Origin of the sequence: Pseudogulbenkiania subflava DSM 22618, assembly GCF_900177275.1 — a bacterium.
Lineage (GTDB): Bacteria > Pseudomonadota > Gammaproteobacteria > Burkholderiales > Chromobacteriaceae > Pseudogulbenkiania > Pseudogulbenkiania subflava.
Genome location: NZ_FXAG01000001.1, coordinates 111,708 through 130,174, shown reverse-complemented (window position 1 = coordinate 130,174; position 18,467 = coordinate 111,708). Strand labels below are relative to the sequence as shown.

At 67.6% G+C, this 18,467-nt stretch carries 17 protein-coding genes; 9 read left to right on the top strand and 8 right to left on the bottom strand.

Annotated elements, in window-relative coordinates:
- Positions 1–118: 118 nt before the first annotated feature.
- Together B9N72_RS00620 and B9N72_RS00615 are read right to left on the bottom strand one after the other, a co-directional pair.
- Positions 119–904, bottom strand: a complete 786-nt coding sequence (locus tag B9N72_RS00620; protein WP_085274524.1) for a tRNA threonylcarbamoyladenosine dehydratase — start codon at positions 902–904, stop codon at positions 119–121.
- Between the two features lie 236 nt (positions 905–1,140).
- Positions 1,141–2,022, bottom strand: coding sequence for a LysR family transcriptional regulator (locus tag B9N72_RS00615; RefSeq protein WP_085274523.1), 882 nt, complete (start codon positions 2,020–2,022; stop codon positions 1,141–1,143).
- A gap of 96 nt (positions 2,023–2,118) precedes the next feature.
- On the opposite strand from B9N72_RS00615, the gene B9N72_RS00610 reads away from it, so the two are divergent.
- The 7 genes from B9N72_RS00610 (at position 2,119) to B9N72_RS00580 (ending at position 9,101) form a co-directional block, all read left to right on the top strand.
- On the top strand, positions 2,119–3,051 hold the full coding sequence (locus B9N72_RS00610) for a DMT family transporter (protein ID WP_085274522.1): 933 nt from the start codon (positions 2,119–2,121) through the stop codon (positions 3,049–3,051).
- On the top strand, positions 2,988–3,191 hold the full coding sequence (locus B9N72_RS00605) for a 2-hydroxymuconate tautomerase family protein (protein ID WP_014085639.1): 204 nt from the start codon (positions 2,988–2,990) through the stop codon (positions 3,189–3,191). The genes B9N72_RS00610 and B9N72_RS00605 overlap by 64 nt, the downstream gene beginning before the upstream one ends.
- A gap of 116 nt (positions 3,192–3,307) precedes the next feature.
- Positions 3,308–3,541, top strand: a complete 234-nt coding sequence (locus B9N72_RS00600; RefSeq protein ID WP_085274521.1) for a hypothetical protein — start codon at positions 3,308–3,310, stop codon at positions 3,539–3,541.
- Between the two features lie 329 nt (positions 3,542–3,870).
- Positions 3,871–4,899, top strand: a complete 1,029-nt coding sequence (gene ltaE, locus B9N72_RS00595) for a low-specificity L-threonine aldolase (protein ID WP_085274520.1) — start codon at positions 3,871–3,873, stop codon at positions 4,897–4,899.
- Between the two features lie 111 nt (positions 4,900–5,010).
- Positions 5,011–5,787 carry an alpha/beta hydrolase gene (locus B9N72_RS00590; protein WP_085274519.1) on the top strand — a complete coding sequence of 259 codons (777 nt, stop codon included), beginning with the start codon at positions 5,011–5,013 and terminating at the stop codon, positions 5,785–5,787.
- Positions 5,788–5,853: 66 nt separating this feature from the next.
- Entirely contained in the window at positions 5,854–8,013 is a 2,160-nt protein-coding gene (locus tag B9N72_RS21310; protein ID WP_085274518.1) for a prolyl oligopeptidase family serine peptidase, read from the top strand.
- 272 nt (positions 8,014–8,285) lie between these two features.
- Positions 8,286–9,101, top strand: coding sequence for a hypothetical protein (locus B9N72_RS00580; protein WP_085274517.1), 816 nt, complete (start codon positions 8,286–8,288; stop codon positions 9,099–9,101).
- Positions 9,102–9,170: 69 nt separating this feature from the next.
- Here the strand turns inward: B9N72_RS00580 and B9N72_RS00575 are convergent, their stop codons facing one another.
- Together B9N72_RS00575 and B9N72_RS00570 are read right to left on the bottom strand one after the other, a co-directional pair.
- Positions 9,171–9,698: a YfaZ family outer membrane protein gene (locus tag B9N72_RS00575; RefSeq protein WP_085274516.1), complete on the bottom strand. Its 528-nt coding sequence runs from the start codon at positions 9,696–9,698 to the stop codon at positions 9,171–9,173.
- Positions 9,699–9,759: 61 nt separating this feature from the next.
- Entirely contained in the window at positions 9,760–10,389 is a 630-nt protein-coding gene (locus B9N72_RS00570; RefSeq protein ID WP_085274515.1) for a YceH family protein, read from the bottom strand.
- 215 nt (positions 10,390–10,604) lie between these two features.
- Here B9N72_RS00570 and B9N72_RS00565 point away from each other — a divergent pair, with 215 nt between their 5' ends.
- Positions 10,605–11,378, top strand: coding sequence for a TlyA family RNA methyltransferase (locus B9N72_RS00565; RefSeq protein ID WP_085274514.1), 774 nt, complete (start codon positions 10,605–10,607; stop codon positions 11,376–11,378).
- Positions 11,379–11,459: 81 nt separating this feature from the next.
- The gene (locus B9N72_RS00560; protein WP_085274513.1) at positions 11,460–11,774 is read left to right on the top strand and encodes a hypothetical protein; all 315 of its coding nucleotides are present in this window, start codon (positions 11,460–11,462) and stop codon (positions 11,772–11,774) included.
- Between the two features lie 277 nt (positions 11,775–12,051).
- Here B9N72_RS00560 and B9N72_RS00555 read toward each other — a convergent pair whose 3' ends face one another.
- From B9N72_RS00555 to B9N72_RS00540, 4 genes are all read right to left on the bottom strand, one after another.
- Positions 12,052–13,401, bottom strand: coding sequence for a glutamine synthetase family protein (locus tag B9N72_RS00555; protein ID WP_085274512.1), 1,350 nt, complete (start codon positions 13,399–13,401; stop codon positions 12,052–12,054).
- 78 nt (positions 13,402–13,479) lie between these two features.
- Positions 13,480–15,195 carry a tetratricopeptide repeat-containing response regulator gene (locus B9N72_RS00550; protein ID WP_085274511.1) on the bottom strand — a complete coding sequence of 572 codons (1,716 nt, stop codon included), beginning with the start codon at positions 15,193–15,195 and terminating at the stop codon, positions 13,480–13,482.
- A gap of 34 nt (positions 15,196–15,229) precedes the next feature.
- Positions 15,230–17,377: a UvrD-helicase domain-containing protein gene (locus B9N72_RS00545; protein WP_085274510.1), complete on the bottom strand. Its 2,148-nt coding sequence runs from the start codon at positions 17,375–17,377 to the stop codon at positions 15,230–15,232.
- A gap of 149 nt (positions 17,378–17,526) precedes the next feature.
- Entirely contained in the window at positions 17,527–18,369 is an 843-nt protein-coding gene (locus tag B9N72_RS00540; RefSeq protein WP_085274509.1) for an isopenicillin N synthase family dioxygenase, read from the bottom strand.
- Between the last annotated feature and the right edge of the window lie 98 nt (positions 18,370–18,467).

Below are 18,467 nucleotides of genomic sequence, written 5' to 3'. Positions count from 1 at the left end.
CCGGACCCGGCAAAGCCGGGCCGCTCCTGACAAGTTATTGAATCCGCAGCCTTCCTGTTTACACAACAATCTCAACGCCCTGCTGTGCAGGGCGTTTTTCATGGTTGGCCGAAGCGGCTCAGGCTTTGCGCGCCGACTTGGCCAGTGCCTTCAGCGCGTGGGCGGCGGCGGCGAGGCCGAAGCTGGCGGTGACCGCCATGCTGGCGCCGAAGCCGGCGCACGACAGCCCCTGCGGGCCGCGCTCGCCGACGTCGCAGCTGGGCGCATCAGGGTAGACCAGCTGTTCGGTGGAGAACACGCAGGGCACATGGAGCTTCTTGCCCGCCTCGCGCGGGAAGCCGTGGTGGCGGCGCAGGTTGTAGCGCAGCTTGGAGAGGAGCGGATCGTAGGTGACCTCGCCCAGGTCGGCCACGCGGATCAGCGTCGGGTCCATCTGGCCGCCGGCGCCGCCGGAGACGATGAAGGGCTGGCGCCGTTTCACACACCAGGCCGCCATGGCGGTCTTCACGCGCAGGTTGTCGATGGCGTCGATGACGAAGTCGTAGCCGCGCCCCAGCATCGCCTCCAGATTGCCTTCCTCGACGAAATCCTCGATTTCCTCCACCTCGCACGCCGGGTTGATGGCGCGCACCCGTTCCGCCAGCACGCTGACCTTGGCGCGGCCGTAGTGGGGATCGAGCGCCGGCAGCTGGCGGTTGGTGTTGGATTCCGCGACGTTGTCGAGATCGATCAGGGTGAGCTTGCCGACGGCGCTGCGCGCCAGCGCCTCGACGGCCCACGAGCCGACGCCGCCGACGCCGATCACGCAGACGTGGGCATGGCGGAAGCGTTCCAGCGCCGCCTCGCCGTAGAGGCGGGCGATGCCGCCAAAGCGGCGGTCGAGATCGGCATCGGACGGGTTCATCAACATCTCCGGGGCAGGCGTCAAAGCGGCGAAGGATACTGCATGTGGAGTTGGCGGGCCAGCCGCTGGAGCCGATTTCATTAGGCGGCTGGGCCTTTACATCTTGAACGCCGGTAGTGCTCGGAATCCTCATGTACTCCGTGTCCATTCCGGTGCCTGTGCGCTGGCGGCACTCAACCTGTCTTGGCTTGCATGCCTACTGAACCAGGCTCTTGGCGTGGCATGGCGCCGACAGTTCAGGACGGCGCGGTTTCATCCTCGAGCAGATACTCGGCGAAGCGCGCGATCACCGCGCGCGGCTGGCTGCGCTTCCAGACCAGCAGCGTGGGCGCGCGCGCCGTCGCGAGTGGGAGGCGGTGGCGTGCCAGCGCGGCCTGGCCGGCGTACTGGTCGAGCAGCTTTTCCGGCACCAGCGCCACGCCCATGCCGGCGGCGGCGCAGCCCAGCATGGCGTGGTAGGAGGACAGCTCGACCTGGCGTTGCGGCAGGCGGCCGGCGCTGGCGAACCAGTCTTCCAGCCGCTGGCGATAGCCGCAGCCGGGCTGGAACGCCAGTAGCGTGTCCTGGGCGACATCGCGGGCATCGCGCACCGGCGGATGGTCGAGTGCCGTCACCAGCACCAGCTCTTCCACCCCGATGACGCGGCTGTCGAGCCGGGGATCGAGCCCGCCGCCCACCGGCTCGGCCACCAGCGCCGCGTCCACCTCGCCGCGCAGCACGCGCTGGCACATCGGCAGCGAGGGGCCGGTAGAGAGTTCCAGCTCGACCTCGGGGTAGTCGCGGTGGAAGCGGCTCAGCGGCAGCGGCAGTCGGGTGGCTGCGGTGTTTTCCATCGAGCCCAGGCGGAAGCGCCCGGCCAGGCGCTGCCCGGCCAGGTCGTCGCGCGCGGCGGCGGCCAGCCCGAGCAGCTGACGGGCGTAGCCCAGCAGGCGTTCGCCGTCGGCGGTGAGCACCAGTTGGCGCCCCTCGCGCTCGAACAGGTCGACACCCAGGTCCTGTTCCAGCTTGCGGATGCGGGTGGTGATGTTGGACTGCACGCGGTGCAGCCGCTCGGCGGCGCGGGTGACGCCGCCGGCTTCCACCACGGTGCAGAACACGGTGAGGTCGGAAAGATCCATCTCGATACGAGAACGGTTAAGAAGTAATTATTCATTTTACCGCATGGCTGCCGTCGCGCTACCTTGTCGTGCATGAACAGGGTGCAGGAGGGGGAGATGCGTCGCGGAATGCTGTTTGCCATATTGGCCGTGTTGATCTGGAGCGGCTTCATCGTGGTGTCGCGGCTGGGCGGCAAGAGCGCGCTGACGCCGTACGACATGGTGGCGCTGCGCTTCGGCGTCGGCGCCGTGCTGCTGCTGCCGTTGTGGGCGTGGCGCCGCACCCGGCTGCTGGATGGGCGGCTGCTGCGCCTGGGGCTGATCGGGGCGCTGGGCTACGCACTGCTGGCGTACTGGGGCTTCCGCCTGTCGTCGGCGCTGCACGCAGCGGTGCTGCTACCGGGCTTGCTGCCGTTCCTGGTGCCGCTGCTGCTGTGGTGGCTGCTGGGCGAGCTGCCGGCACCGGCCAAGTTGGTCGGTTTGGCGCTGATCGCTGCTGGCGTGGGCTGCGTGGCGGTGGAGAACTTCGCTGGTGCGGCGAGCGGCTGGGGCGATGTGCTCTTGGTCGGCTCGGCGCTGTGCTGGGCCTGGTACAGTGTGACGGTGAAGCGTTACGCCATCCATCCGCTCGACGCCACCATCGGCAGTGCACTGTGGGCGGCACTGTGCTTCATGCCTGTCTATTGGTTGTTGCTGCCGTCTGGCCTCGCCGCCGCACCCTGGGGTGCCATCCTGCTGCAGGCGTTCTACCAGGGCGCGTTGGCGGTGGTGGTGACCATGCTGCTCTATCTTTATGCCGTGGAGCACATCGGCGCGGCGCGCATGGGGGCGATGATGGCGCTGGTGCCGGCCCTGTCCGGCGTGCTGGCGCTGTGGCTGCTGGCGGAACCGTTGTCCGGCTGGCTGTTGGCCGGCCTGGTGCTGAGCAGCGCCGGCGCTTGGCTGGCGGTCCGTCCCCCGTCGTTTTTATCCACAAGGAGCTTTGCATGCCTTACGTCAATATCAAGATTACCCGCGAGGGAGCCACGGCCGAGCAGAAGGCCGAACTGATCCGCGGCGCCACCCAGCTGCTGGTCGACGTGCTGGGCAAGAACCCGGCCACCACGGTGGTGGTGATCGACGAGGTCGATACCGACAACTGGGGCATCGGCGGTGAGACGGTGACGCAGCGGCGCGCGGCCGGGCAGTAGGGATTGCGGCTGGCGCTCGCCGGCTCGGCTGCTATCCTTCTAGGTGAGCCTGTCATGAACGGCACCGACGTTCCGCTGGCGGCTCGTCCCTCCGTTCTCAACGTGGAGACAGACCCATGAAGCAGCAGCCGAGTTTCGACATCGACCTCGACAAACACTACAACCCCACCGTGGTTATCGCCTGCACCCAGTGTGGCCATGAAACGCGCCAGCATCTCGATACCCTGGCGCCGGACCAGGCCGCCGCCTTGCGTTGCGACTGCGGTGCCGACATTTCGCTGGACAGCTCCGCGCTGGACAAGGCGCGCCGCCTGGCGGCCGACATCAAGCAATCCTACCGTATCCATTAGAAGGACCAGCCAACCCAGTAAGCATCGAGAACCTTCCGGTTCTGACAGCCGGCATGCGATGCTGGCACAATCAGGCAAGAGCCTGACTGAGAATTCGTTTCGACGGCGGCCACGAGTCGCCGTCGGTCATTTCACGAGCCGATTCCAGTAGCGAGCGAGCCCCTGCAGGAGGCGCGCCGTCGACGGTGTAGGATGGGGCGCAACGCGCAACCCGGCGGTCGATGGCGATGGGTGCCGGCACCGACGGAGCAAGCGTGCCTTCACCCATCCTGCGCGCCCTCCCGATGCGAGGGGTGGTCGTCTCATGGCCTCGGCTCAGAGGGGATACCATGCAGTGGATTGATGTACGCAGCGACACCGTGACCCAACCGACGCCGGCGATGCGCCAGGCGATGTTCGATGCCGTGGTGGGCGATGACGTCTATGGCGACGACCCGACGGTGCAGGAACTGGAGCGCGTGGCCGCCGAGCGGCTGGGCAAGGAAGCGGCGCTGTTCGTGCCCAGCGGCAACTTCGGCAACCAGCTCGCGCTGCTGACGCACTGTCGGCGCGGCGACGAGGTGATCCTGGGCGACGACTGCCATATCGTCTGGCACGAGACCGGCGGCGCGGCGGTGATCGCCGGGGTGCAGCTGCGTACCATCGCCAGTCCGGACGGGGTGCTCACCGCCGCCGAGGTGGCGAAGCGCATCCGCGTCGGCGACGACATCCACCATCCGCACACCGGTCTGATCTGCCTGGAAAACGCCCACAGCAATGGCCGGGTCATCCCGCTCGCGGCGATGCAGGCGGTGGCCGAGGTGGCCCGGGCCCATGGCGTGCCGGTGCACCTGGACGGCGCGCGCGTGTTCAATGCGGCCACCGCGCTGGGCTGCGACGTGCGCGACATCACGCGCCACGCCGACACCGTGATGGTGTGCCTGTCCAAGGGGCTGGCGGCGCCGGTGGGCTCGATCCTGGCCGGTTCCGCCGAGTTCATCGCCCGTGCGCGCAAGAGCCGCAAGCTGATGGGCGGCGGCTGGCGCCAGGCCGGCGTGCTGGCGGCGCCGGGACTGATCGCGCTCACCGAGATGAGCCAGAGGTTGGCCGAAGACCACGCCAACGCGCGCTACCTGGCGGAGCGGCTGGCAACGCTGCCGGAGGTGACGGTCGATCTCGCCAGCGTAGAGATCAACATGGTGTGGTTCCGCCTTGCCGACTCGGTCGACGTGGCGCGCCTGATGGCGGCGCTGACCGAGGCCGGCATCAAGGCCAATCCGCCCGAAGCCGGCATGATGCGCATCGTGACGCACTGGCAGGTCGGCCGCGCCGAGGTCGAGCGGGTGCTGGCGGTGCTGCAGCAGATCCTGGCGGGCTGAGTGGTCCGCCGCTCCTCGCTGGCCGGGAGGCTTTGGCGATAGAGCAAGAGCCTCTATAAATCATCGGGAAGGCCGCTTTGCCGTCTGCCCGAACCGTTTCCGGAGTGTGTCATGCGCCCTGTTCTTGTCGGTCTGGTCCTGATGGCGAGCGCCTCGCTGGCTGCTGCGGCCGAGACCCTGGAAAGCGTTGCGCCCCGTGACGGGGTCTCCCAGCGCTTCCTGCTGCTCAAGCCGGAGGGGCCACCACTGGCCAGCCTGATTCTGTTCACCGGGGGCGATGGCAATCTCAAGCTGTCGGACGATGGCCGGCTCGGCAGCGGTGCCGGCAACTTCCTGGTGCGCACCCGTGCCCGCTGGGTGGAGCAGGGCTTCACGGTCGCGGTGGTGGATGCCCCGTCCGATCATGCGGCAGAGGGGATGGCAGGGGATTTCCGTGGCTCGCCGGAGCACGCCAAGGATATGGCGGCCGTGATCGACTTTCTGCGTCGGCAGGCCGACGTACCAGTCTGGCTGGTTGGCACCAGCCGCGGCACGACCTCGGCAGCCTCGGTCGCGATCAAGCAACGGGACAAGGTGGATGGCCTGGTACTGACCTCCAGTATCGACCATGGCCGCGGCAATCTGGCGGACTTCAATTTGCAGCGGGTGACCCAGCCGGTCTTGCTGGTGCAGCACCAGCGCGACGAGTGCCAGGAAAGCCGGCTGGACAACCTGCAGCCGGTGGTGGACAAGCTGACGGCTACCCAGGCCAAGGAACTGATCGTGATGGACGGTGGTAATAACCGCGGCGACCCGTGCCAGCCCTGGGCCTGGCATGGTTACAACGGCATCGAGGACCAGGTGGTGTCCCGGGCCAGCGCCTGGATCAAGGGGCATCTGGCCCGGTAGCGGTATTTGGCGGCAAGAGCGTGGGGTGCTACCCTCGGCCCCATTGCAACCTTCGGCCAACCTGACATGCCTGACCACGATCCCCATCGCTGGCTGGAAAGCCTCGACAGCCCCGACGTCGCCCGCTGGGTGGACGAGCAGAACGCGCGCACTCAGGCGCAGCTCGACGCCGACCCGCGCTTTGTTCCGCTCGCGGAGGACATCCTCGCCACGCTGCGTGATACGCGCCAGATTCCGTTCTTCGCCGAACACGCCGGCTGGCTGTACAACTTCCACCAGGACGAAACCCACCCGCGCGGCATCTACCGCCGCACCACGCTCGACGCCTACCGCGCCAACGCGCAGGACTGGCACACCGTGCTCGATCTCGACGCATTGGCCGCGGCGGAGGAGGTCGACTGGTACCTCGACGGCGTGTCGCACTACACGCTGCAACCGACGCGTGTGCTGCTGAGCCTGACCCCGGGCGGCTCCGACGCCACCGTGACGCGCGAGTACGATCTCGAGGCGCAGGCCTTCGTCGCCGGCGGCTTCTCCTTCCCCTACGGCAAGAACCACATCGCCTGGCGCGATCTCGACAGCGTGTTCGTCTGCCCGGCCTGGGAGGACGAACAGCTGAGCCGTGCCGGCTATCCGCGCGAGGTGTGGCTGCTCGAGCGCGGCCAGGCCTGGGACGCCGCCGTGCCGCTGCTCAAGCTACCCGAAGACGCGATGATGGCCGCCGCCTGGCGCTTCCTCGATGCCGGGACGTCGTGCAGCCGTCGTGAGCCAGGGGAGGACAAGGCGGACGGCGCGCAGCGACCGAGACAGTACACAGAGTACGGCGAGGGAGCGAGCACCGCCCAACGCGGTCATCGCCCGGCGCAACAGGCTGAACCCACGCCGTTCGACATCGTCGAAGCCTCCGACTCCTTCTACAGCAAGACCTACTACCATCTTGCCGCCGACCACACGCTGACCGCCTTGCCGCTGCCGCCGAAAAGCGAGATCGAGGCCTACAGCCACGGCGATCTGATCGTCAAACTGGCCGACGACTGGAACGTGCAGGGCCATAGCTACGCCGCCGGCACCTTGCTCGCCGTCGCCTGCGATGCCGCCAGTGGGCAACTGGGCCGCATCGTCGCGCTGTTCGAGCCGGGTGAGCGGCAGTCGGTGGAAATGGTCGAGGCCACGCTCAACCTGCTCGCCGTCATCGTGCTCGACAACGTCAAGAGCCGGCTCGTCACGTTGCGCCGCGCCGGGGGAGAGTGGCAGGAATTCGCCAACCCGCTGCCGCAGGACGGCGTGATCGAGTTTGCCGACCAGCCATGGCAGAGCGATCTGCTCTACTACAGCTACAGCGACTTCCTCACCCCGGCCGGGCTGTACCGCATCGACCTCGCCCGCGATACAGAGCCCGAAGTGCTGCGTCAGCAGCCGGCGGCGTTCGATGCCAGTGGCTACGTCGCCGAGCAGTGGCATGCCAACGCGCCGGACGGTACCGCCATTCCCTACTTTGTGGTGCGCCCGCGCGAGCTGCCGTTCGATGGCAGCGCACCGACCTTGCTGTACGGCTACGGTGGCTTCGAAGTACCGATGATGCCGTATTACATGGATAACTTCGGCCCGCAGTGGCTGGCCAAGGGCGGTGTGTTCGCGGTGGCCAACATCCGTGGCGGCGGCGAATTCGGACCGGCCTGGCATCAGGCGGCGCAGGGCGTGAAGCGGGCGGTGAGCTTCGACGACTTCGTCGCGGTGGCCGAAGACCTGATCGCGCGCGGTGTCACCAGCCCGCGCCGGCTCGGCATCGAGGGCGGTAGTAACGGCGGCCTGCTGGTCGGCGCCGCCATGACGCGCCGTCCCGATCTGTTCAACGCCGTGGTGTGCGAGGTGCCGCTTTTGGACATGCTGCGCTACACCGAGTTGTTGGCAGGCGCCAGCTGGATCGACGAATACGGCGACCCGGAAGACCCGGAAACGCGTGTGCATCTGGCCGCCTACTCGCCCTACCACCAGATCAGCCCCGAGGCGCGCTACCCGCTGGCGCTGTTCACCACCAGCGCCAAGGACGACCGGGTGCACCCGGCGCACGCGCGCAAGATGGTGGCGCGCCTGGCCGAGCACGGCCACGACGCGCTGTTCATCGAGACCGACGCCGGCGGCCATAGCGGCAACACCGGCCAGCAGCAGACCGCGGCCGAACTGGCGCGGGTGCTGGTGTATCTCTACCGTCAGCTGATGGATTGAGAGCTTGTGAATAAATCTGCTGCGCGCCCTGATCCCGGCCCTGCGATGCTCGCCGTACCATTTGTACGGCTGTGCTTCTCGAACCAGCCTCATGGCGCTCGCGACGATTTCTTTCACAAGCTCCGAGAAGGTGACTAAGGAGTAGATATCATCAAATCGAACGCCCTGGCCGATCCCGGGGCGTTGTCGTTGTCGAGCTGGCGTCAGCGGGATGGATTAAATTTTACCCAAAAGGCATAATGACGCGTTTTAACGCAACGTCATCGCACGCCATGTCCAAACCGCTTTTCACCCTAGTGGCCGTCCTGGCCCTGGTCCCGGCCAGCTTCGCCTTTGCCGCCCCGCAACCGGATTTCACCCTCGGCACCGAGCTCTACCACGAGAAGTACGAGGAGGAGGTCGGCGGAGCCAAGTTCATGCAGGAAGAAGCCTGGATGGCCGGCCTCAACGGTTCTGCCCGCTTCTTTCTGGCCGACAATCACGCCGTCAAGTTCAAGGGCCGCTACGCTCAGGGCGAATCGGACTATACCGGCGACTATAACGGCGGTCCGGGCTACGGTTCGCTGCGTATCAATGGGCTCGACCGCTACGTCTACGAACTGCACGGCGCCTACGAATACACGTCGCCGTGGGAAGACCACCCGGTGATCTCGTCGCTCGGCCTCGGCTACCGCAACCTGACCGATCGTCTGGACCAGGGCGGGCCTGGCGGCTACAAGCGCGAATCGGAGTACTGGTACGCCACCCTGGCGTTCGAGTCGTCGTTCTTCCTCGGCACCTCCTACTGGCAGGCGACGCCGCGCGTGGCCTACAACTACCTGCTGCAGGGCAAGCAGCATAGCTACCTGTCGAGCGGAGAGCTGCAGAACGATCAGAACAAGGGGCACGGCTTCGAACTGGCGATGAGCTTCAGCCGCCCGATCAATCTCGGCGCGCGCAGCACCTTGTCGGTGACGCCGTTCTTCCGTTACTGGGACATCAAGAAGAGCGAGAGCATCTATACCCTCAATGGCGGCCTGATCTACGAGAACTACGAGCCCAACAACACCACCAAGGAATTCGGCCTGAACCTGTCGCTGGGTTTCTGAGACCACGGACGGACAGCAAAACGCCCCGGCTTGCCGGGGCGTTTTTCATGCTGACGGAGTGGTCTGCGCTCAGAACTGCAGCCCGACGCCGACATAGGGGCCGTCGGCCAGGGTGCGGTTGCGCTGCGAGTCTTCGCGCTTGACGTCGAAGTAGCGGTAGCCGGCTTCCACGGTGAACAGCGGCACCGGGTTCCAGCGCACGCCGGCGTTGACGTCGTTGACCTCGCGGATGCTGCCGCTGGAGGCGCCGGACGGGGCGAAATAGCCCTGGCCGAACAGGCTGAAGTTGGAGCCGAGATCGAGCGCAGCGCGGCCGCCGAGCGCCGCGGCGGAGCCGTAGCCGTCGGCATCGACGTAGATCGCCTTGGCACCGGCGGCGACGGTCAGCGGGCCGGCCGGAACGGCGAACTCCAGACCGACGCTGGCACTGTCGTCGCCGTGCTTGTTGTTCAGGTAGTCGGCGGTGAAGCCGAGGCCGAGGCCGTTCGGCGTGCGCGACAGCGTCACGAAGTCGTCGCCGGCGCCGAGCGACAGGTTGCCGGCCTGTGCCAGCCCGCTGATGGCCACGAGGCCAAGGAGGAGGGTGGTCTTTTTCATGTGCTCTCCGAAAGGGAAGTTGCTGCGGGGAAGGGAGTAGACCACGCTCGCTCCCCCGGGTTCAACCGCCGAGCAGATCCAGCAGTTCGGCCAGCCGCGTTTTCAGCGCCGCCACTTCGGCTTCCAGCGCCGCGACACGGCCGGCCAGGCCGACCTCGATCGGCGCCGCGGTCCCGGCCGGGACGAGTTCCGGCTCGCCGCTCAACAGGTGCGCCCAGCGTGCCTCGCGCTCGCCCGGCTGGCGCTCCAGCTTGACCACCAGCGGCGGGTACTTGTCGGCCAGCGTCGCCAGCGCGGTGTCGACTTCGTCGACGCCGGAGAAGGCGTAGATGCGGCCGGCCTTGCTGCGGATCTCGGCCGAGGTCTGCGGGCCGCGCAACAGCAGCACGCACAGCGCCGCCACGCGGGCGCCGTCGATGTTCCAGGCGTAGGGCAGGCGGTGCTCGTACTTGGCGACGCGGCTGCCGGCGGGCAGCCGCTCCCCGACCAGCTTTTGCTCCATCAGACTCGCCAGAGCCTGGCTCAGTTCGGCCTCGGACAACTGCATCACCGGTTCGCGGCTGGTCAGCTGATTGCAGGCGGTCAACAGTCCGTTGAGCGTCATCGGGTAGGCGTCCGGGGTGAGCGCCTGCTTTTCGATCAGCGCGCCCAGCACGCGCACTTCTGCCGGCTCGAGTTGGTGAGTGTCCATGGCGGTGCTCCCTTGTTGTCGTTTATGCCAAGGATGATCGCACCAAGCCGTCGCCCAGCCAACCCTCAGTCCGGGCGAACGGCGGGCGATTTGTTTGAGCGGGCGCAAGGAAGCGCAACGTCGCAGGCGGTAATATCGGCCGGAATCCGGCGGCTTGACAGCAGGCGGCAGCGACGCCACCCTGTGCTCTTTTTTTCAGCGTCCATAAGCACATCATGATTCGAGCCGACCTTCTCCTGGTGGAACAGGGCCTTGCCGCCTCGCGCACCGCTGCCCAGAACCTGATCGCGGCCGGGCGGGTGAGCGTCGACGACGACGGACGCTGCGTCGTCGTCGCCAAGCCGAGCCTGAAGCTCGCACCCACGGCGCGCTTGCTGGTGACGCCGGACGAGGCCGACCGTTTCGTCTCGCGCGGCGGCCTCAAGATGCAGGGTGCGCTGGCGGCAGCCGGGCTCGACGTGAGCGGCATGAGCGCGCTCGACGTCGGCCAGTCCACCGGCGGCTTCACCGACTGTCTGTTGCAGTCCGGGGCGAGCCGCGTGGTGGGGGTGGACGTGGGGCACGGCCAGCTCGCCGCCAGGTTGGCCGAAGACCCGCGCGTCACCTTCTTCGAGGGCGTCAACGCCCGTGCCCTGGACCACGCCGCGCTGTTGGTGGCCAACCAGGGGGTGCCGTTCGAGCTGATGGTGTGCGACGTGTCGTTCATCTCGCTGACCCTGGTGCTGCCCTCGGCGCTGCCCCTGATCGGCCCCGGTGGCTACCTGCTGTCGCTGGTCAAGCCGCAGTTCGAAGTGGGGCGCTCCGGCATCGGCCGCGGTGGCATCGTCAAGGACGAAGGGCTGTACGACGGGGTGCGTCAGACCATCACCACGCTGGTAGAACAGCTCGGCTTCGAGGTGCTGAAGTGGTTCGACAGCCCGATCAAGGGCGGCGACGGCAACCGCGAGTTCTTCATCTTCGCGCGCCGGCCGCGCCATGTAGCGCGCTGAACCTCGCTGCGGCACCGATTCGCGCCTGCTTTAAGCTTATGGCATAATGGCAAACGATTGTTCGAAAGGAGACGCCGACTGATGGCCCAATTTCTGTCGATAATGGCGGTCGTGCTGCTGGCCCTGATCGCCTGGGTGGCCCGTTCACGCCGTCCGCCGGTACGGCGCGTGCCGGACGAGGGGCCGTCCTACGCGCGTCATACCCAGACTCGCGCGATCGATCCGCCGTCGCAGATGACCGGGCGCGACTACGGCATCCTGCTGCGCGCCGCGCACGGCGACCGTAGCCAACTGGAAACCTGGGTGCTGGCCGAGCAGCAGCGCGCCACGTCGCCGCTCAGCCGCGACGAAGCGATCGAGCGCCTGGCCGAAAGGCTGCGCCTGTCGCGCAGCTGAGCCTTTTCACGGTCCGACACGACACGGCCCCGCTTCGGCGGGGCCGTGTCGTTTCCGGAGGATGCGCGATCAAAGGTAGGGGCCGCCGCAGTACGGCTCAGAACCTGTTCACGGTCTGTCGCGAGCAGCCCTCAGCGGGGTGAAGAGCAGCGCAGGAACCGGAATGGACTGGAGTACATGAGGATTTCTGATCGCAGAGATTGTCTCAGCGATAGATTGGCACGCAGTGCCCATGAGCCCCGATCAGGGGATGCGCAGCAAGATCGGGAACAGGTTCTCAGGCCAGCAGCCCGAGGTGGCGCCGCTCCCACGGCGTGATCTGGTGCTGGAAGTCGAGCAGTTCCAGCTCCTTCACCGCCAGGTAGGCCTGCACGAACTCGCTGCCGAACAGCTGCTCCGCGCAGGGCGAAGCGCGCATGGCGGCGAGCGCGGCGTCGAGTGTGGCGGGCAGGCTGGCTTCGCCCTGCCTGAACACGTTGCCGCTCACCGGCGAATCCGGCGTCAGGTGCTCGGCGATGCCCAACAACCCGGCGCCCAGGCTGGTCGCCAGCGCCAGGTAGGGGTTGGCGTCGGCGCCGGGCAGGCGGTTCTCGACACGGCGCGCCTCCGCGCCGCAGCGCGGCACGCGCAGCCCGACCGAGCGATTGTCCTCGCCCCAGGCCAGGTTGACGGGGGCGGCCAGTCCCTTGACGAAGCGGCGGTAGGAGTTGGGGTTGGGGCAGAACAGCGGCAGCAGTGCCGGCAGGTAACGCTGCAGGCCGGCGATGAAGTGCAGCAGCAACGCGCTGTTGCCGCCGTCGGCGCGACCGAACAGGTTGTGGCCGTGCTTGTCGACCAGGCTCTGGTGCAGATGCATCGAGCTGCCCGGCTCGCCCGCCAGCGGCTTGGCCATGCACACCGCCGACAGGTCGTGGCGGTGCGCGGTTTCCTTCAGCAGGTACTTGAACAAGAACATCTGGTCGGCCAGGCGCAGCGCGTCGCCGTGGCGCAGGTTGATCTCGAACTGGCTCGGTCCCATCTCGTGCAGGAAGGTGTCGGTGGCGATGCCGAGCCGCTCGCAGCCGCGATAGACCTCGTCGAAGAACGGCGCGAGGTCGTTGCGTGCCGACAGGCTGAAGGCGTCGCCGCCGGCCTCGCGCCGCCCGCCGCGCAGCGGCGGTGACTGGAACGGGGCGGCGTCGCCGTCGTGCGCGGCGAACAGGTAGAACTCCAGCTCCGGCGCCACCACCGGGGTGAGGCCGCGCGCGGCGTAGTCGGCCAGCACGTGCCGCAGCGCGCTGCGTGGCGCCAGCGGCGACAAGGCTCCTCCGTGGTCGACGTTGTCGCAGATCACCACGGCGCGCGGTGTGTCGCTCCACGGGGCACGGCGCAGTGTGGCCAGATCCGGGCGCAGCGCAACGTCCGGGTCCTGTTCGCCGTAGAAGCGGTAGTCGGGATAGGCGCCGGTGCAGGCCTGCACCGCCACGGCGCGGGGAATGCGGACTTCCTGGCCGTGGGCGAAGGCGGGGGCGGGCAGGGTCTTGCCGCGCGGGAAGCCGGTGAGGTCGGCGAACACCAGTTCGACCTCGCACACGCCTTCGGCGCGCAGCCATTCGGCCTGGGCGGCCGGCAGGGCGGTAGCGGACATGATTCGTCCCTTGTGGGGGCGGTGGCCGGGTTTCCGTCGCCACCGCGTCGCGCCGCTAGCGGGCGGCACGCACCGGGGTCACAGCACCCACTGCGGCTTGCCCAGCTTCTCCACCAGGATGCGCCAGGCCTGCAGCAGCTTCTGGAACTTGTTGTTGGCCGGGGCCAGCTCGCGCGCCTTCTTCAACAGCTCGTGGGCACGGCGCATGTGGCTTTCGTGCCAGCCGTGGCGGTGCACGTAGGCCAGCGTGGCGTTGACCAGGTTGAGCATCACCTGCAGGTTGCCCGGCATGTCTTCGTGCGCCTTGGCGAAGCGCTCGATGGCCTGCTCGAACTGGCCGGCCTGGGCGGCGCGCACCGCCTCGTTGTTGAGTTCGATCACCGACTGCACGTTGCTGGCGATGAGCTGGTGGCCGGCCTCCCGTCGGCCGACGTCCTCGAACAGGTCGCCGATCTGGCCCAGCAGGGTCTCGTCGTCGTGGTGGTTGCGCACCAGCGCCTGCATCGCGGCGTCGCCGGCGTCCTGCCGTCCCTGGGCATAGCAGGCGCGGGCGAACTCCATCTGTGCCTCGGGCGGCAGCCCGGCGCCGAGCGTGGCGAAGCGCTCCTGTGCCTCGCTCAGCAGCTGGGCGGCGCGCTGGCGGTTGCCGCTCTTGAGCTGCAGCTGGCTGTCGCAGACGTCCGCCATCCATTCGCCCACTTCGTTGTAGCGGTAGTCGCGGCGCAGGCTGGCGACGGTGCGCGCGGCGGCGCCGTGCTCGCCCTGCGCCATCTGGACGCGCGCCAGCATGGCGTAGTGGGTGGGGTGGCGGTGCCAGGTGTACTTGGCGATTTCCAGCGTCTCGCGGCTGGCGGCCTCGGCGGTGGCGAGGTCGTGGTTCTTCAGCGCCACCTGGGCGAGTTCTTTCTGGCGCCGGATCACCACCGGCGACAGCCGCGTGGCGCTGGCCAGCATCTGCTGCGCCTTGTCCAGTTCGTGGTTGGTCTGGTGCAGCCGGGCGAGCCAGTCGTAGGCTTCCATCACCCGGTCGTTCTCGCGTAGCACCTCTTCGAACAAGAGCCGCGCCTCGTCGTAGGCCTTCTGTCCGGTCAGCGCCTTGGCCAGGCCGAGCTTGGCCCACGGCACGGTCTTGATGCGCAGCACGTCCATGTAGAGCGTGCGCGCGGTGTCGTAGTCGCCGATCTTGAGCGACAGCGAGCCCTTGAGCTTCATGAAGTCGAGCGCGAACTCGCTCTTCTCGCCGATCTTGCGGCTGCAGGCATCGATGGCGGCGAGGTATTCGTGGCGCATCACCGCCTCGTCGACGATGCGGAACGCCTCGCGCCGGCGCATGGCGCGCTCCAGACGCTGCGCCAGCACCTCGCCGGTGAAGGGCTTGAGCAGGTAGTCGTCGGGCGCCTGTTCGGCGGCCGAGATCACGCGCTGGGCGCGGCGCTCGCCGGTGACGATCATGAACACGCACGACTGCTTGATCAGGTTGCGTTCCTTGACCTCTTCGAACAGGTAGAGGCCGTCGTAGCCGTTGCCGAGGTCGTAGTCGCACAACACCACGTCGAACTCGTACTTGGCGAGTTTGGCCAGCGCGTCGCCCGCCTTGCTGGCGTATTCGACCTTCTCGGCGCCGAACGAGGACAGCGTCATCGCCAGTGCGCGCTGCATTTCCGGCACGCTGTCGATGATCAGGAACAGCCGTTTGGCGTAGGGATCGGCCATGGGCTGCTCGGCCGGGCGCGCGCCCTTGTACGCCGAGGCGATGCTGTGGAACGAGGTGGACTGCGGCTTGGGATCGCTCATCGGGGTATCTTCCGGCAACGGTGCACAGCGGCCATCAGGCCGCGCTGAGCTTGGCGTAACGCAGGTCCAGCCATTTCAGGCCGTGTTCGGCGAAGTTGATGTGCAGCCGCACGTCGTCGCCGCCGCCTTCGGCGTCGATCACCACCCCCAGCCCGAACTTGGCGTGCGTCACCGACTGGCCGATGGCGAAGCCCTTGAGGTTGGCCGAAGGGCGGCTCGGTGGCGGCTGGTCCAGCCAGGGCGCACGCGTGTTATGCGAGACCGGTAACGGTTTCACTGTAGCAGACAGCACGTGCAGCAGCTGGCCCGGCACCTCGTCGACGAAGCGCGAGCGGATCGGGTAGCGGCTCAGGCCGTGCAGCATGCGGCTCTGCGCCGAGCTGAGGTAGAGCCGCTTGCGCGCGCGCGTCACTGCGACGTACATCAGGCGCCGCTCCTCTTCCAGGCCCTTTGGGTCGTTGAAGCTGTTCTCGTGTGGGAACAGCCCTTCCTCCAGCCCGGACACGAACACCGCGTCGAATTCCAGCCCCTTGGCGGCGTGCACCGTCATCAGCTGCAGCGCGTCCTGACCGGCTTCGGCCTGGTGCTCGCCGGCTTCCAGGCTGGCGGCGCTGAGAAATTCCACCACCGCCTGTTCCGGGTCCTGCGGGAAGAAGCCGGCGGCGGCGTTGATCAGTTCATCGAGGTTGGCGAGGCGTTCCTCGCTCTCCTTCTTGTCGGCCTCGTACATCGCCTTGAGGCCGGAGTCGTCGAGCAGCAGGCTGACGGTCTCGGCCAGGTTCAGATTGGACGAGCGTGCGCGCAGCTGGTCGATCAAGAGCACGAACTTGCCGAGGCTGGCGGCGGCGCGGCCGCTGCCGGAGGCGCAGGCGGCCTGCCACAGGCTGACGCCCTGCTCGCGGCTGGCGGCCTGGAGCCCTTCCACGGTACGTGCGCCGATGCCGCGCGCCGGGATGTTGATCACGCGCAGCAGCGCGTTGTCGTCGTCCGGGTTGGCGATCAGTCGCAGATAGGCCAGCGCGTGCTTGATCTCCTGGCGTTCGAAGAAGCGCAGGCCGCCGTAGACGCGGTACGGCAGCTTGGCGTTGACCAAGGCGTGCTCGAGCGCGCGGCTCTGCGCGTTGGAGCGGTACAGCACGGCGATGTCGGCCAGGTTCCAGCCGTCGCGCTGGAGCGCCTTGACCTCGTCGCAGATGAACTCGGCCTCGTCGCCGTCGGAATAGGCGTCGTAGAGGCGGATCGGTTCGCCCTCGCCGGCCTCGGTCCACAGGTTCTTGCCGAGCCGGCCGTCGTTCTTCTCGATCAGCGCGTTGGCGGCGGTCAGGATGTTGCCGGCCGAGCGGTAGTTCTGCTCCAGCCGCACCGGGCCGTCGATGCCGAAATCGGCCAGCAGCGAGCGCATATTGCCGACCTCGGCGCCGCGGAAGGCGTAGATGCTCTGGTCGTCGTCGCCCACCGCGAACAGTGCGTTGTCGCGCCCGGCCAGCAGCTTGAGCCAGGCGTACTGCAGGCGGTTGGTATCCTGAAACTCGTCGACCAGGATGAAGCGGAAGCGGCTCTTGTAGTGCTCGGCCAGCGCGGCGTTGCGCGACAGCACCTCGTAGCTTCTGAGCAGCAGCTCGGCGAAATCCACCACGCCCTCGCGCTGGCACTGCGCGTCGTAGGCGGCGTAGAGCTCGATCAGCTTCTTGGTGTAGGCATCGTGAGCCGACAGCGTGTCGGCGCGCACGCCGGATTCCTTGTTGCCGTTGATGAAGTTCTGCACTGCGCGCGGCGGGAATTTTTCGTCCGAGACGTCGAGGCTTTTCAGCAGGCGCTTGATCGCCGCCTGCTGGTCGGCCGAGTCGAGGATCTGGAAGGTGCTGGGCAGGCCGGCGTCGCGGTAGTGGGCGCGCAGGAAGCGGTTGCACAGGCCGTGGAAGGTGCCGATCCACATGCTCTTGACGTTGACCGGGATCATCGCGCCCAGGCGCGTCTGCATCTCGCGCGCCGCCTTGTTGGTGAAGGTGACGGCGAGCACGCCGGCCGGGCTGACCTGGCCGGTCTGGATCAGCCAGGCGATGCGCGTGGTCAGCACCCGCGTCTTGCCGCTGCCGGCGCCGGCCAGCACCAGCGCGCTCTTGGCGGGCCAGGTGACGGCGGAGAGTTGTTCGGGATTGAGACCGGTGAGCAGATCGGACATGGGGGGCGGCAATCATCTAAAACGCCGATTTTACCCCAGCGCGCCGCCGCCCGTACGGACGGATCGAAACGCCTCGCCACGGTGGCGGTTGCGGACAAGAAAGGTTGGCCGAAGCCCGGCTTCGGCCAACCTTGGGGCATCGTGACGCCCTAGCCCTTCACCCCCAGTTCGCGCAGCCGCTCGGCCAGATAGCTGCCGGCGCTGTAGCGCTCCGACAGCACCACTTCGTCGCGCGGGTGCAGGAACAAGGGCAGCGAGACGCGGTTTTGACGCGCGGCGGGGCCTGTCGGGTTGATCACGCGGTGCAGCGTGGACGGAAAATAACCGCGCGAGGCCTCCTGGAGCATGTCGCCGGTGTTGATCACCAGCGTGCCGAAATCGCATGGCACGTCCTGCCAGTGGCCGTCGCGTCCTTGCACCTGTAGCCCCGGCGCATTGGCGGCGGGCAGGATGGTCAACAGGTTGATGTCGCCGTGTGCGGCGGCGCGCAGGGCGCCAGCCGGCTCGTTGCCGGTCAGCGGCGGATAGCGCAGCACGCGCAGCAGCGTGCCGCGGCTGTTCGCGATCATTGTCGACAGCGGCTGGCTGTAGTGCGCGGCGATGTCGGGTGGGGTGTGGCGCTCCACCCAGCCCAAGAGCTCCGCCGCCAGCGCGCTGGCCACGGCGTAGTAGCGCAGGGTGTCGTCGCGCAGCTCGGGCGGAATGCGTCCCCAGGGGTAGACGTGGTAGTACTCCTTGAGGTCCTTCTGGGTATGGCCCTTGGCGGTCTCGGACACCGCCGTCGAGAACCAGCCATCCTGCGTCTCGGGCGAGAAGGCGTAGGCGTGCTTGGCGTCGCCGTCGAAAAAGGCCAGCCAGCGCCGGTACAGCTCCGTCACCCGCGCCTCCGGGATCGGGTGATGGCTGAGCACGGCGAAACCGGTCTCGTGCAGCGAGCGGGTGAAGCGTTCGGCGGCGTCGGCGGCGCGGTAATCGACTTGCTGGACGTTCATGCGATGTCCCTGTGGTAAAGCCTACTTCAGTAGTCGAGCGAGCCAAGGCAGCGTGAGTGCCGCCGGAGCACAGGCACCGGAGTGGACATGAGGTCCAT